Raw genomic sequence first — 13523 nt, 5'->3', positions numbered from 1 at the left:
ACACGGACGAACGGACCAAGCTCTCTTACGGTGCTATGCCCAGGGGGTGACGGTCCCGCCCATCCGATCCCCGGCCGGCGGCCACCGACCGGGGATCACCGAACCTGCTACGAGTCGGCGAGAATCAACATGCAAGGGGGCTTTGGCGGGCACATACGCAATCCGGGCGCTGGCAATCGCCGAGGCAACATGAGCAACGCCCCGGGAGAACCGCAAGCCGGCGCGGCAACTATGGGCGATGGAACTTCCTGCCGACCTCGGCAGTTGAAACGTGCAGCGGGGCCACGTCACCACCAAGGACGCGCTGATGAAAACTCTCTTCCTGTTCGGATCCCTTATGCTTGCCGGTGTCATCGCCGGCAGCGCCCCCGCGGCCGAGGCGATCAGCGGTGCCAATATCCGCTCCGGCCCCGGCGTCAATTACCCGGTGGTCGGCAAGCTCGCGCAAGGCGACAATGTCACGGTCAGCGCGTGCGCGGAAGCCGGCTGGTGCCGGATCTCGGGCGGCTGGGTGTCGGCCAACCTCCTCGCCGACAACGGCAACCCCGCCGACTATTACAATGCGCCGGGCGGGCGCGCCGCGGCGGCCGATCGCGATGATCGCGGTGACAGTGGCGACGACGGCTACCCGCGGCTGATCGGCCGGGCTTCCGATCTGGGGTTCAGCCGACGCGGCGGCCGCCTGTTCGATTTGTTCGCGCCGCGCGACGACGGCGGCGAACTGGTCTGCCTCGTCACCTTCAACCGGCGCGCCGACGTCAAGGCCGGCCGCGACAGGGATGTTGCGAGCGCCGAACTGCTGTGGATGCGGGACGCCCAACGCTATGACGGCCCGAACGACCGCAACGCCATTTACGACTATGGCTCCGACCGCCAGACGGCCGAGACCTGCCGCCGGCTCGAGGGGGAGGACTGAGGCGGAGCTATCGTGCCCTCCAGGGCCCCCTCTCTTGGAATTTCTAAGGCTTAGCCAAGAAGCTAAGCCCAAGAAATTCCATTCTCCCCCGCCAAGGGGGAGAAGATCCGTGTCCTCCAACTCCCCTGGAGCATCAGTCGGGACTCTCCCCCTTGGCGGGGGAGAAAGCGAAAACTTGGGCTTAGCGAAAGCTAAGTCCTTAGTTTTCGCCAGAGAGGGGGCGGTGTGGTAGGCCGCAGCCGAGCCAAACAGAAAGCGCCGGGAGGGAGGGTTCCCGGCGCTTTCGCGGCCCGCCGCTACATCTGCGGCTCGGCCGTCACGGGCTGTGGAATTGGCCCAGCACCTCGTCGGCCCGCATCTTGGATGGGTTGTACGGCATGGTTTCGAGGTTGCCGTTGGGCAGTTGCACCGTCACGTGGTGCAGGCCCCGGCCATCGGGTTCCTCCGAAATCCCGGTGGTTTTCGTCAGCACCCAGAGCCACTTGCCGCGCTCTATCGGATATTTCGGTTTGGCCATCGAACGAACTCCATCACGTCTGCCGCGGGTGGTTTGAAAAGGCCGGCGAGCCACATGCAAAAGCAGGTGCGGCATGGCTCGTCCGCCTGGAAATCGGTGTCGTAACGCTCGCCTCACGCGCCACAGCCTAGCGTCCAAAGCCGGACCGAGCCCTTGTTGCGCCGGGCCGCCAGCCGGCTGCTTGCGGCCACCCAAGCGCCGGCTGGATCATTCCTTGTTCGTGGGCACGCGCCCTAGCGCGATGCCGACTTGGCCTCGCCGGCGATCGGGCCGTCGTGATAGAGCAGCACCCGCTCTTCGTCGCCGTCGTCGTTGAGATAGGAAACCTCCGCGACGATGTTTTCCGGCTCGCCCAACAGATAAAGCCGCGTCCGCATCACCCGTTCGGCTGCCGCGATCGGGTGCGCGGCAATGGCGCGCACCGGTTTGGCGAAAGCCACGCCACCGCTTGCCCCGATATAGCGCGCCACCTGAAAGGTAAAATCACCCATTCACGCCTCCTCCGAGCCGCAGCGACCGGCAATACCCATGTCGTCGCCGGCGCCTCGCATCAGCCGCGCCGACCAAACTCTTCGAAAACTAGCCCCCGGGCGCAAATGCCCCGTGATGCCGGTTCAAATGTTACGTGATTTTCTCGTGATTTATTGTTTCATCTGCTAGGCTTGCTTGTCGTTAGAGCAGTGAGCAAACCCGGCCTGTGACTTCGCCCGACCTGTATCTGGATCTGCTGGGGCCCTTCGAAGTACGGCTCGAGGATGAGCGTGTAGTCGATCTCAGGCTCAGGACGGCACGACTTCTGCTGTCATGGCTGGTACTGCGCCCCCGCCAGAGCGGCAGCCGCGAAGAGATTGCGGCGCTGCTGTGGAGCGAGCGCGGCGAGGCCCAGGCACGCCAGAGCCTGCGCCAGACCCTCGCCGTGCTGCGGCGCTCGCCCATCGACAAAGCGCTGCAGGTGGATCGCGAAAGGCTCGAATTTGTCCCCGGCGCCGTGCACTCGGATGTCGCAGCGCTGCTGGCCGTCGGGGCCGATAGCGCGGTCGCCGAGCTCGAGCGCGCGGTCGCGCAGTACCGCGGCGAATTCCTCGAGGGCCTGAGCATTCGCGATCCGCTCGGCCAGAACTGGCTCGAGGCCCGACGGGCGGAACTGAGGGCGCTGGCGATCAAACGCTTCGAGTGGCTGCTCACCGCCTATGAGCGGGCGGGCCGGCACGACGCGGCCGAGCCGGTCGCCGTGCGCCTGCTCGATGTCGATCCGTTGGCCGAGGCCGGGCATCGTGCCCTGATCCGGCTCCACCTCGCCGCCGGGCAACGCGCCCTCGCCGTGCGGCAATACCAGCGCTGTCGCGATATCCTCGCGCGCGAACTGGGGGTCGAGCCGGCAGAAGAGACCAGGGCGCTGCTGCGGGTCACGTCAGGGCCGGCGGCAGATCAGGTGGCCGAGGTCCGCGAGCAGCCGCTCGGCCGCACCCAGCTGGCGCACAACCTGCCGCGCCAGCTGACCTCGCTGGTCGGTCGCGACCGGGAGGTGGAGGACGTGCTCGCCCGCCTCAACCGCTACAGGCTGGTGACGCTCACCGGCCCCGGCGGCGCGGGCAAGACCCGCATGGCGGTCGAAACCGGCTTCCGGCTCGCCGGCGGCTATGCCGATGGCGTCTGGCTGGTCGAACTGGCCTCTATCGCCGATCCCAACCTCATCGGCGAAGCCCTGTGCGGCGCACTGGGCGTGCCCGTAGCTGGCGACCGGCCGGCGGTCGCGAGCGCCATCGCGCATCTCAACCAGCGCGAAGTGCTGCTCATCCTCGACAATTGCGAGCACCTCGTCGCGGCCTCGGCAAAGCTGGTCGAGATGCTGCTCGGCGCCTGCCCCGATGTCTCTATCCTCGTCACCAGTCGCGAGAGCCTGTCGGTATCGGGTGAAAGCCTCTATCGGGTGCCCGGTCTCGATTATCCCGATCGCATCGAGGCGATCAGCCCGACGGCCGCGGTCAACTTCAGCGCCGTGCAGCTCTTCGTCGATCGCGCCGCCGCCATTGTCGAGGGTTTTACCCTCGATGACGCCAATACCCCGGCCATTGCCAGCATCTGCAGGCAGGTCGACGGCATCCCGCTGGCCATCGAACTGGCGGTCGGGCGGCTCAAGATGATGGGCCCCGACTGGCTGGCCGCCAATCTCAGTGCCTCTTTCCTGACGCTGCGTCGCTCCAGTCGGGCGGGTCCGAAGCACCACCAGACCCTCCGCGGCATGCTAGACTGGAGCTACGATCTGCTCGAGCCCGAGGAGCAGGCGCTGCTGCGCCGGCTGGCCGTGTTCGCCGGCGGCTGTACGCTGGCGTCGGCCATGCGGGTCGCGAGCGGCGCGCCGATCGCCGAGGATCAGGTGTTTGATCTGCTCTCCTCGCTGGTGGAAAAGTCGCTGGTGGCGGTCGACGTGACAGCGGCCGAGCCGCGCTACCGGCTGCTCGAGACGACGCGCAGCTATGCGCTCGACAAGCAGCGCGAAATCGGTGAGCCGGGCCGGCAGCGGCAGCTCGCCGATTACCTGGTCGAGCGGTTCACCGAGGCCGGCGACACCTGGCCGAGAACGCCCACCCTCACCTGGCTCGGTCGCTACGAGCCGGAACTCGACAATGTGCGCGCCGCGCTCGAATGGGCCTTCGGCCGGGAGGGCGACGCGGCGCTCGGCGTAGCGCTGGCGACGCTCAACATCCGGCTCTGGGATGAACTGTCGCTGTTCCGCGAGCGCGGGCGCTGGAGCGAACTGGCGATGCAGCGCATCGATGAAACCGCGCCGCCGGCCATCGCGGCGCGTCTCCACCTGGCCCGGACCTCGAACAGCGCGCATGGCGACGCGTCGGGGTTTTCCTATGCCGACCAGGCGGTGCAGCTGTTCCGCTCCGCCGACCGGATGCTCGATCTCGGCGAAGCCCTTGGCCGCGCCGGCGCGGCGCTGCTGACCATGGAAACCATCGGCAAGGCGCTGCCCTATCTCGAGGATGCGCTGAAGGTGCTCGAGCCGCTCGGGCCCACCAAGCCGCTGGCCAGCTGCCTTCGCTCCAAGGGAGTGGCGGCCTATCTCGGCGGCGACATCCAGGCGGCGCGCACCCTGATCGGCCGATCCATGGCGGTGTGCCACAGCGTCGGCGATATCCGCGGGGTCGCCAGCGCGCAGATCGCGCTGGCCGAAATGGATTTCATTGCCGGCGAGGTGGCAAGCGCCATCGATGGCATCCGGCGCATGCTCGGCGGCACCGATCATAACCGGCGGCAGGCCACCCTTGGCCTCGCCAACCTCGCCTCGTACCTGCTGTCCGATGGCAACACCGCCCTGGCGCGCCAGGCCGCCGGCGAGAGCCTGCGCGAAGCGCGGGCCCTTGCCTGGCCTGGGGCCATCGTGCGCGCCAGCGAACACCTGGCGCTGGTCGCCGCCCTCGAAGGCGAGGCCGAGCTTGCGGCCCGGCTCCTGGGCTTTACCGAAGCGTTCTATACCAAAGGCAGCGCCAGCCGCGAATGGACCGAACAGGTCACCCACCAGCGCCTCGTCGCCGAACTGGCGCGGCAACTGTCGCCTGCCCGCCTCAGTGACAGAATGGCCGAAGGCGCCGGCTGGAGCGAGGTGCAGGCCATCGAAGCGGCCAGCGCCGCAGGCGAGGTGAGGCATTAGGGCGGTTCGCTGCCCGCGTAGCGGCCACCAACCCCTCACCCGTCTCGGCCTCCGGCCGATCCACCCTCTCCCCGACGGGGAGAGGAATAGAGGTGATCGCCGATGCCGCAGTATTCTTCTCCCCGTCGGGGAGAAGGTGGCCCGAAGGGCCGGATGAGGGGATAGCCACCGAGGTTGCCGATTTCCACCACGGACAGAACGACCACCTTCCAGAGGGCAGGTTGATGGCGCACCCGCCGTGCTTCAACTCATCCTCTGATCCCAGTTATCCCTCGACCAGCGGCCAGACCTCGATCACCCCGTGCGCTACGGCGCAGGGCGATTTCGACGCCAGTTCGATCGCCGCCTCGAGGCTCTCGGCCTCGAGGATGCCAAACCCCGCGATCGGCAGGGCAGCCCGCAGATAGGGGCCGGACGTGGTTTCGACGCCCCGGTCATCCGGGTTGCGCACCTGCACCGGCTTGCCGGCAATGCCCATCTGCGCACCGCTGGCCACCAGCTTTGCATCGTGCTGATGCGCCGCTTCGCGCACGCTTTCCGGCGTCCGCTGGTAGCCGGCTTCGTCGCCATACCCGATCGTCACGAATTTCGGCATCTGCTGCTCCTCGGCTCGCGCCCCACGCTCGGTAACGCGACCGGCAGCGCCGTCGTTCCCTTGCAACTGCTGCCCCTTCCCCCACGCGGCCGCAGGGTAATCGCATAAGGAGGCACCGGCCTCTCAGGGTCCTCCACCGCGCAGCGGGGGAGGGGGACCAGCGGAGCTGGTGGAGGGGGCGGCCCCAAACATCGGCGCCTCCCGCCGCCCCCTCCACCGCCTTCGGCGGTCCCCCTCCCCCGTTACACGGTGGAGGAGCACCGGGAGTGCGGTGTACTTATGTGATAGCCCCGCCCTACGGCCCGGCTTCGAGGATCAGGTTGAACGGGTTATGTGCGGCCCGGTGTCAACCGGCACCCTGCCGGATCGCCCGTCGCAGCACCGCCGTTGCGCCCTCGTACAGCGCCTCGCTCGGCCCCAGCGGTGTCGCCTCGATGCCGATATAGCCGGCATAGCCCGCCTGCTCGAGCCAGCAGAGCTCTGCCGCCCAATCGTGGGTCCCTGCCCCGAACTCGTGCCGGCCGGGGAGGTCGGCGGCCTGGATGTGGCCGACGAGGCTCATATTGCCCTCGATGGCCCAGCCGCGCGGTTCGCCATTGAGGATGGCGTGGTAGCGGTCGTAGAGGAACCGCAGGTTCGGGCGGCCGAGGCGGCGCAGCAGGGTGAGCGCGCTCAAGGAATCCTGCAGCAGCGCGTTCGGCCCCTCGAACTCTCGGTTCACCACCTCGACCAGCAGTTCGACCGGCAGGCCGGCAATGGCGTCGGACGCCTGCGCCAGCGCATCATGCGCGGCGGCGAGCTGAGCTTCCAGCGCCACGCCGGCAATGCGGTCGCCGGCGAGCACCACCAGCTTCGGGCACCCCAGCTCCACCGCCACTCTTGCCGTCTCAAGCACCCGGCGGACGAACTCGGCATGCTCGGCCGGCGCCGCCAGCTGGCATTTGTCGCGCCAGTCTTCCACGCAGAGCGTTTCGAGTTTCGTGCCGGTGTCGCGCAGCGCCGCGCCGAGTTGCGCCAGCGGCTTGTCACGCCAATCCCAGATCTCGACCGCCGTAAAGCCGGCAGCGGCCGCCGCCCGCACCCGGTCGGGGAAACTGCGCCCGCCCTCGCCGAAGGCCAGCTCGATCGAGACGGAGAAGTCGATCACTTGCTCGAGCTCTTGGCCCGCACCGCCTCGACCACCGCCCGCCCGGCTTTGAGCGCCGCCACCGGGTCGCTCGCCGCATCGAGTTCGAGCAGCACGATATCCCGGCCGGGGGTCGCGAGCATCGCGTCCGACCAGGCCTGCCAATCGACCATGCCGGCGCCGAAATCGGCCATGTAGCGCTGCTGTTGGCTGTAGATCGTGTGGTCGATCACGAGGTCGGTGTCGATAGGGCCGACGGCATCCTTCCAGTGCGCGAGGATGATGCGCTGGTCGTGCCGGCGCGCCACCCGCACGGGATCGCCGCCGCCGAGCGTGATGTGGCAGCTGTCCGGGCAGAGCCAGACGTAGCGCGGGTCGGTATAGGCCATGAACAGCTCGATATCGCGCTCGTACCACAGCGCGCTGTTGGATTCGGTGTGGAGCGCCAGCTTGATGCCGGCCTGGCTGATCGCCTCGCCCACCGCATGGGCGATGCCGGCCATCTCGGCCATGAACGCCGCGTCGATGAACATCGGCGGCCGCTCGCCGCGGGTCTTCCGCATCGGCAGCCCGGTGACCAGCAGCTCGCCGCCGGCCTCGGCGATGAAGGCGGCGCGCCGCTCGGCATCGGCGACGATGGCGCCGAGGTCAGCGTCAGCACTCCAGGCCGGCGCATCGGCCATGAAGGCGCTGACCACCTCGAGCCCGCGGCTTTCGAGTTCGGCCCGGAAGGCTTTGGCGCTGCCGAAGCTTTTCAGCACATTGTCGATGCTGCCGGGGTTGAAGGTCAGCTCCAACCCGCTGACGCCGGCTTCGGCGAGCGCGTCGAGCACCGTGCTCCAGAACCTGTCGAGATTGGCCGCCGCCCAGCTGCCGAGCTCCGCCTCGCTCGCGAGGCCCCAGAAGCGAGGATGGTAGAAGGTGATGATATCGGTCGCGAGCCGGCTGGCCATGGGGTTATCTCCGCTGGATTGAATTGGGGATGGGAAGGGGTGCAGCGCGGGCTTACTTGAGCCCCGTCACGGCAACGCCGCGCACGAAGTACTTTTGCAAAAACAGGAACAGGATCAGCACCGGCAGCAGCACCACGATGGCGCCGGCGAGCAGCAGGCCATAGTCGATCGAGCGCGCCGCCTGGCTGGCGACGGCGAGGCCGACCGGCAGGGTATAGGTGCCCTGGTCCTGCGCCACGATCAGCGGCCACAGGAAGTAATTCCACGAGTTGAGGAAGGTGATGATCGCGACCGTCGCGATCGCCGGCCCGACCAGCGGCAGGAAGATGCCGAAAAAGATCCGGAATTCGCCGGCGCCATCGAGCCGGGCGGCTTCGAGCAGTTCATCAGGCACCGAATCCGCGAACTGGCGCATGATGAACACCGCAATCGGCATCACCGCGATCGGCAGGATGATGCCGGCCAGAGTATTGACCAGCCCGAACTGCACGATGATGAAGAACTGCGGCACGAACAGCGCGATATAGGGGATCATCATCGCTGCAAGGATGCACCCGAACACCAGCTTGCTGCCCTTGAACGGCAGCTTTGCCAGCGCATAGCCGGCGAGCGAGCTGAACAAGACGTTCGAGGCGACGGTGAAGGCGGAGACAACAAGCGAGTTGCCCATATAGGTGCCGAACTGCCGGCGCTCGAACAGCTCGGTGAAATTGGCGAGGTTGGAGAAATCCTGCGGCAGCCAGGCGCCCGGCGCCGCCATGATCTCGCCCTGCGTCTTGAAGGCGCCGAACAGCACCCAGGCGAAGGGCATGAGCACGATGACGGCGACGAGGGTCAGCGCGGCGTAAAGCAATGCGGTGCGCCACGAATGCTTGCCGCTCATCGCCAGGCCCTCAGGAGGCGCAATTGCAGGATGCCCAGCAGCACCACGATCGCCAGCATCACGTAGGAACCGGCCATCGCCGCGGCGATATTGCCGTGCCCGAACTGCTCGTAGACCCAGAGCGCCACCGACTTGGTCGAGCCCAGCGGCCCGCCTTTGGTGAGCAGATACGGCTCATCGAAAATGTTCATGTAGGAGACCGTCATGAGGACGCTCACCAGCACGGTCGCCGGCTTCAACAGCGGCAGCGTCATGGAGAGGAACCGGCGCCAGGCCGAAGCCCCGTCGATCGCCGCCGCCTCGTAGACATCCTCGGGGATGGCCTGCAGCCCCGCGAGAAACAGCACCATGCAGGTGCCGACATTGCGCCAGGTGGTGAGCAGGATCACCGTGCCGATCGCCATGTTGGGGTCGCCCAGCCAGTTGGGGCCGAGGAGCCCGATGGAGCCGAGGAAGGTGTTGACCGGCCCCTTCAGGGTGAAGGCGTATTGCCAGATCACCGCGGCGGCGACGATGTTGGTGATCACAGGCAGGTAGAAGGCCGAACGGTAGACCGCACGCAGCTTCCTGATGCCGCTGTTCAGCGCCAAGGCGAGGATCAGCCCGATCGCCATCGTCAAGGGCACGCCGATGACGATGAAGATGCCGGTGGTCCACAGCGACTTGAGGAACCCCGCATTGCCGAGCACGCGGGCAAAGGTATCGAGGAAGGTGAAATCCACCTCGAACGGCCGCCGGATATCGGCCACCCCCATATCGGTGAAACTATAGACCAGCGCCACCAGCGCCGGGATGGCGGTGAACACGAGGAAAATCGCGAGGAATGGCGCGACGAACAGCCAGGCCGTGGCAGTTTGCCACGACGATCCGCGCCTTGTGTCCATGGTGGCCAACAGAGTTCTCCGAGATGGTATTGATCGAGGCACTGCACTCTCCGTGATCCTCCCCCGCGTGGCGGGGGAGGGGGACCGCCGAAGGCGGTGGAGGGGGCATGAAGAGCCGATGGTTTGGCCGCCCCCTCCACCAGCTTCGCTGGTCCCCCTCCCCCGCAACGCGGGGGAGGATCACGGAGAGGCCGGTGACCACCTCAGAAAAGCCTCAATCCCCCAGCCCAGCCCCCTCCGCAAAGGCCTGCACATCGTCGAGCACCTGCTTGGCCGTCGCCTGGCCGCGCGCCACCAGTTCCATCTGCTGGCCGAGATAGGTGCCGACCTGGTTCCAGGTGGAAACCTGCGGCACGTCGACGGCGGTCTGCAGGGCCTCGCGCTGGGCGTTGAGCAACCCGTTGGCGGCGATCGCCGGATCGTCCCAGGCGGCCTTCACGGCGGGGAGGCTGCCGAAATACTTGTACCAGGCGACCTGCGTTTCGGGCTTGGTCATGTAGCGCACCAGCTTCCAGGCGGCGGTCGGGTTCTTGCCGTCCTTCAGCACGGCGAGGCTGCCCGAGCCGAGCGCCGACACGCTCCCGGCGGGGCCGGCCGGCATGGTCGCCGTGGCGAGGTTGGCATTGACCCACTCGCGCCCATTGGCATCGACCAGCCACTGCTCGAACCAGGGGCCGATATCCTTGCCGGCGATCTCGTTGGAGGTGAACCACGGCACGGTATCGAGGAATTTCGGGCCATCGGGCGAGGCGAGCCCCTCGGAAAAGAACGAGCCCCAGTAGTCGAGCGCCGCGACATTGGCGTCGGAATTGATGGTCCATTGCGTGCCGTCGGCGCTGATGAAGCTGCCGCCGTTCTGGTGCACATACTCGTTGAGGCCCTGGGCATTGTAGATATCGTAGCCGATATCCATGCCCAGCCCCCAGGTGGCGCCCTGCCCCTGCATCGCCTTGGCGAAGGCCTTCATCTCGTCCCAGGTCTTGGGCGCGCCGAGCCCGGCCTTGTCGGCAAGGTCCTTGCGATACTGGAACATCGTGGCATAGGCATCCATCGGCACGCCGTAGGCAACGCCGGCCTTGACGTTGGTGGCATAGGCGCCGGGGAAGAAATCGTCGGCGCTGACCAGGCCCTCGGGCACTGCGGCAAACGCCCCGGTCGCCATCAGGCTCGCCTGGCTCTGCGAATAGAGCCGCACCAGGTCGGGCACCGTGCCGGCGGCAATCGCGGTCAACAGCTTGGCATCGAACTGGTCGGACGGGATCTGGGTGATCTCGACCTTGAGCTCGGGGTTGGCCTGCTCGAACTCGGCGAGGAAGCTCGGCAGCTTCTCGCCCTCGGCGCCGCCGATCCACAGCTGCAGCACCCCGCTCGCCGGAGCATCGTCGATCGTCTGGGCATGGGCAGTGGCGGCTAGGCCGAACGACACGGCCAGGGCGGAGGCGCCGACAAGGACTGCCCTCCTGGCTACGCGATTGGTGGACATCATACCTGTTTCCCCGAGCTGATGATGGGTGGGCACGCGTGTCCGTGGGCGCCGTGTAGACGTCTTCCCTCGAGACACCGGTTAGGCTTGGCAATCGATTGCCATAACGCTATTGGTTGCATATGCTGATTTTCTACGCAAGCGGGATTTGTGCACATGAGATGGGCAGTTGCGAGCGACAGCGGGCCGGACGCGCTAAGCCCTTGGCACGGATTGGTTAGTCGTCGTCGGGGGATGGGCGCACCGGCCTCTCAGTGCTCCTCCACCGTGAAACGGGGGAGGGGGACCAGCGAAGCTGGTGGAGGGGGCGACCGCACATACCGGCGCTTCCTGCCGCCCCCTCCACCGCCTTCGGCGGTCCCCCCGGGGTGAGGCCTCCGGCCTCATCCCCTCCCCCGCTCCGCGGTGGAGGAGCACTGAGAGGCCGGTGGTCTTTCCGGCCCAATTTTGTTCAAACGGAGCACTTCCAACCATGGCTGATGCCACCTACGACGCGCTGATCATCGGCTCGGGCGCCTCAGGGATGTTTGCAGCAGAGGAGCTGACGGCGCAGGGGCTCCGCGTGCTGCAGCTCGAGGCGGGGCCCGAGATCGGGCCGGCCGATTTCGACGCCGCCAACACGCCGCGCCAGAGCGATATCAACCTGTGGCAGCGCGCCAAGGCGACGCTTCTTGGACAGGGGGTGCAGGCCCGGGCGGCGTTCTTCGATGGCCGCATGCGGCACCTGTTCGTCAACGACATCAAGCACCCCTACTCCACCCCCAAAGATGCGCCCTTCGTCTGGATCCGCGCCCGCCAGGCCGGTGGCCGCACCCACACCTTCGGGCGCGTGCTGCTGCGCTGGACCGATGACGATTTCAAAGTCAGGAGCCGCACCGGCAAGGGCGTCGACTGGCCGATCGATTATGCCGAGCTCGCCCCGTTCTACGACGAGGTCGAGCGCTCGCTCGGGCTCTATGGCCAGCCCGACAATGTCCCCACCCTGCCCGACAGCCTCTACACGCACCGCGCCGAGCTGACCGGACCGGAGCAGCAGTTCAAGGCGGCTGTCGAAGCCAGGTGGCCCGAGCGCCGGGTCGTCACCTGGCGCTATATCGGCCCCGAGCCGACCCGCGTGCTGCGCCCCCTGCGCGACGCCATCGCCTCGGGCCGGCTCGATATCCGCTACAATACCATCGCCCGCAAAGTGCTGACCGACGCCAGCGGCAGCCGCGCCACCGGCGTCGAGGCCATCGATACGCAGACCGGCAAGGTACAGGTACTCAACGCCCGCGCCGTCGTTATCTGCGCCTCGCCGGTCGAGAGCATCCGGCTGCTGCTCAACTCCGCCTCCGACCGCCACCCCGACGGGCTCGGCAACAGTTCCGGGCTGCTCGGGCGCTATTTCGTCGATCAGCTGCCTGCCGTCGCTGCCGGCAGCTTCCCCGCCGCCAAGGGCTGGTCCACTGCCGATACGGCGCCGGCCGACCCTTTCTATCGCCCCTCGGGCGGCGTCTACCTGCCCCGCTTCGTCGGCAAGGACGGCACGGCCAGCACCGATTTTGCCTACCAGGGCTCGATCGGCCGCAGCCGCACCGCCCCCGACAGCCCGGCCCGGCTCAGCTTTTTCGGCTATGGCGTGATGGCGCCCGACCCCGATAACCGCATCACCCTCAACCCGCGCCGCAAGGATGCCTGGGGCATACCGATCGCCCATATTCGCTGCAAGATCGGCCCCGAGGACGTCGACACGCTGCAGCGCGAGACCGCGGCGTTGGTCGAAACCATCACGGGCGTCGGCGGCGAGCTCGAATATGTCGGCTCGCCTTTGGGCCTTACGGAAATGGGCCGCGGCGCCTACCCCGATGCCGATCCGCTCAGCCGGCTCGCCTTCCGCGCATCGTTCAGGAAAACCATGGTGATGGGCGCCGCCATTCACGAGGCGGGCGGCGCGCGCATGGGACCGGATCAGGCGGATTCGGTGCTCGACCGCCACAACCGCAGCTGGGATGTGCCCAACCTCCTCGTCACCGACGCCAGCGCCTTCCCCGGCGGCGGCGTCTCGGGCACGACGCTGACCATCATGGCGATGACGGTTCGGGCATGCCGGGCACTGGCGGAGGAGTTGCGCAGCGCGAGTTGAGGCCCGCGCCCCCCTCTCCCCTGAGGGGAGAGGGTAGTGGAGCTTAGGACCGCTAGGTCCATAGCGGAACTAGGGTGAGGGGTTCAGTTTCTCAGCGAGCGCGCATGGCGCCGCTTCACCCCTCAACCGGCCTTCGGCCACCTTCTCCCCTGAGGGGGCTGTTGCGCAGTAGGCGGCGGTTGGAGGTTGAGCTGTAGGCTTGGACTGTGCGGCGGTTCGGTCGGGATTTGGCTGCTCAGTACTGGGTCTGGGCAGTGTTTTGGCGGTCACCGGACGTGGCTAGGCCGTGATGGCAGCCCATCGCCTGAGGTTGAAGGCGATGGCGCTCAGGGTAACCTGAGCACTGGCCTTGAGCAGCCCGACGTAGCGGATGCGGGTGAGCT

Annotated in this window: 11 protein-coding genes; 3 read left to right on the top strand and 8 right to left on the bottom strand. The window is 67.3% G+C overall.

Going from position 1 to position 13523, the window contains the following annotated elements:
* Window positions 1-307: 307 nt before the first annotated feature.
* Window positions 308-916, top strand: a complete 609-nt coding sequence (locus VGV07_RS18875) for an SH3 domain-containing protein (protein WP_326870273.1) — start codon at window positions 308-310, stop codon at window positions 914-916.
* A 316-nt stretch (window positions 917-1232) separates the two neighbouring features.
* Here the strand turns inward: VGV07_RS18875 and VGV07_RS18870 are convergent, their stop codons facing one another.
* Complete coding sequence (locus tag VGV07_RS18870; protein ID WP_326870272.1) at window positions 1233-1433, bottom strand: hypothetical protein; 201 nt, start codon at window positions 1431-1433, stop codon at window positions 1233-1235.
* A 233-nt stretch (window positions 1434-1666) separates the two neighbouring features.
* A complete protein-coding gene (locus VGV07_RS18865) occupies window positions 1667-1924 on the bottom strand; it encodes a hypothetical protein (protein ID WP_326870271.1) in 258 nt (85 codons plus the stop codon).
* A gap of 206 nt (window positions 1925-2130) precedes the next feature.
* Between VGV07_RS18865 and VGV07_RS18860 the strand changes: the two genes are divergently transcribed.
* Window positions 2131-5094 carry an ATP-binding protein gene (locus tag VGV07_RS18860; RefSeq protein WP_326870270.1) on the top strand — a complete coding sequence of 988 codons (2964 nt, stop codon included), beginning with the start codon at window positions 2131-2133 and terminating at the stop codon, window positions 5092-5094.
* Between the two features lie 265 nt (window positions 5095-5359).
* On the opposite strand, the gene VGV07_RS18855 is transcribed toward VGV07_RS18860, so the two are convergent.
* From VGV07_RS18855 to VGV07_RS18830, 6 genes are all read right to left on the bottom strand, one after another.
* Window positions 5360-5755: a YciI family protein gene (locus tag VGV07_RS18855; RefSeq protein ID WP_326870269.1), complete on the bottom strand. Its 396-nt coding sequence runs from the start codon at window positions 5753-5755 to the stop codon at window positions 5360-5362.
* A 280-nt stretch (window positions 5756-6035) separates the two neighbouring features.
* The gene (locus tag VGV07_RS18850; RefSeq protein ID WP_326870268.1) at window positions 6036-6836 is read right to left on the bottom strand and encodes a TIM barrel protein; all 801 of its coding nucleotides are present in this window, start codon (window positions 6834-6836) and stop codon (window positions 6036-6038) included.
* Window positions 6833-7768 carry a sugar phosphate isomerase/epimerase gene (locus VGV07_RS18845; protein ID WP_326870267.1) on the bottom strand — a complete coding sequence of 312 codons (936 nt, stop codon included), beginning with the start codon at window positions 7766-7768 and terminating at the stop codon, window positions 6833-6835. The genes VGV07_RS18850 and VGV07_RS18845 overlap by 4 nt, the downstream gene beginning before the upstream one ends.
* Window positions 7769-7820: 52 nt before the next feature.
* Window positions 7821-8651: a carbohydrate ABC transporter permease gene (locus VGV07_RS18840; protein WP_326870266.1), complete on the bottom strand. Its 831-nt coding sequence runs from the start codon at window positions 8649-8651 to the stop codon at window positions 7821-7823.
* A complete protein-coding gene (locus tag VGV07_RS18835; protein ID WP_326870274.1) occupies window positions 8648-9535 on the bottom strand; it encodes a sugar ABC transporter permease in 888 nt (295 codons plus the stop codon). Before VGV07_RS18835 ends, VGV07_RS18840 begins: the two co-directional genes overlap by 4 nt.
* 214 nt (window positions 9536-9749) lie before the next feature.
* Entirely contained in the window at window positions 9750-11021 is a 1272-nt protein-coding gene (locus VGV07_RS18830) for an extracellular solute-binding protein (protein ID WP_326870265.1), read from the bottom strand.
* Between the two features lie 469 nt (window positions 11022-11490).
* Between VGV07_RS18830 and VGV07_RS18825 the strand changes: the two genes are divergently transcribed.
* The gene (locus VGV07_RS18825) at window positions 11491-13140 is read left to right on the top strand and encodes a GMC family oxidoreductase (RefSeq protein WP_326870264.1); all 1650 of its coding nucleotides are present in this window, start codon (window positions 11491-11493) and stop codon (window positions 13138-13140) included.
* The last annotated feature ends 383 nt before the right edge of the window (window positions 13141-13523 follow it).

Origin of the sequence: Devosia sp. (assembly GCF_035944845.1) — a bacterium.
Classification (GTDB): Bacteria; Pseudomonadota; Alphaproteobacteria; order Rhizobiales; family Devosiaceae; genus Devosia_A.
The sequence above is the reverse complement of the archived record's forward strand: the minus strand, read 5'-3'. Positions and strand labels throughout refer to the sequence as shown.

What these genes read in the sequence shown, in the direction of transcription:
- VGV07_RS18875 (WP_326870273.1), top strand. Translation starts at nt 308, where the DNA reads ATGAAAACTCTCTTCCTGTTCGGATCCCTTATGCTTGCCGGTGTCATC.
- VGV07_RS18865 (WP_326870271.1), bottom strand. Translation starts at nt 1,924, where the DNA reads ATGGGTGATTTTACCTTTCAGGTGGCGCGCTATATCGGGGCAAGCGGT.
- VGV07_RS18840 (WP_326870266.1), bottom strand. Translation starts at nt 8,651, where the DNA reads ATGAGCGGCAAGCATTCGTGGCGCACCGCATTGCTTTACGCCGCGCTG.
- VGV07_RS18835 (WP_326870274.1), bottom strand. Translation starts at nt 9,535, where the DNA reads ATGGACACAAGGCGCGGATCGTCGTGGCAAACTGCCACGGCCTGGCTG.
- VGV07_RS18870 (WP_326870272.1), bottom strand. Translation starts at nt 1,433, where the DNA reads ATGGCCAAACCGAAATATCCGATAGAGCGCGGCAAGTGGCTCTGGGTG.
- VGV07_RS18825 (WP_326870264.1), top strand. Translation starts at nt 11,491, where the DNA reads ATGGCTGATGCCACCTACGACGCGCTGATCATCGGCTCGGGCGCCTCA.
- VGV07_RS18845 (WP_326870267.1), bottom strand. Translation starts at nt 7,768, where the DNA reads ATGGCCAGCCGGCTCGCGACCGATATCATCACCTTCTACCATCCTCGC.
- VGV07_RS18830 (WP_326870265.1), bottom strand. Translation starts at nt 11,021, where the DNA reads ATGATGTCCACCAATCGCGTAGCCAGGAGGGCAGTCCTTGTCGGCGCC.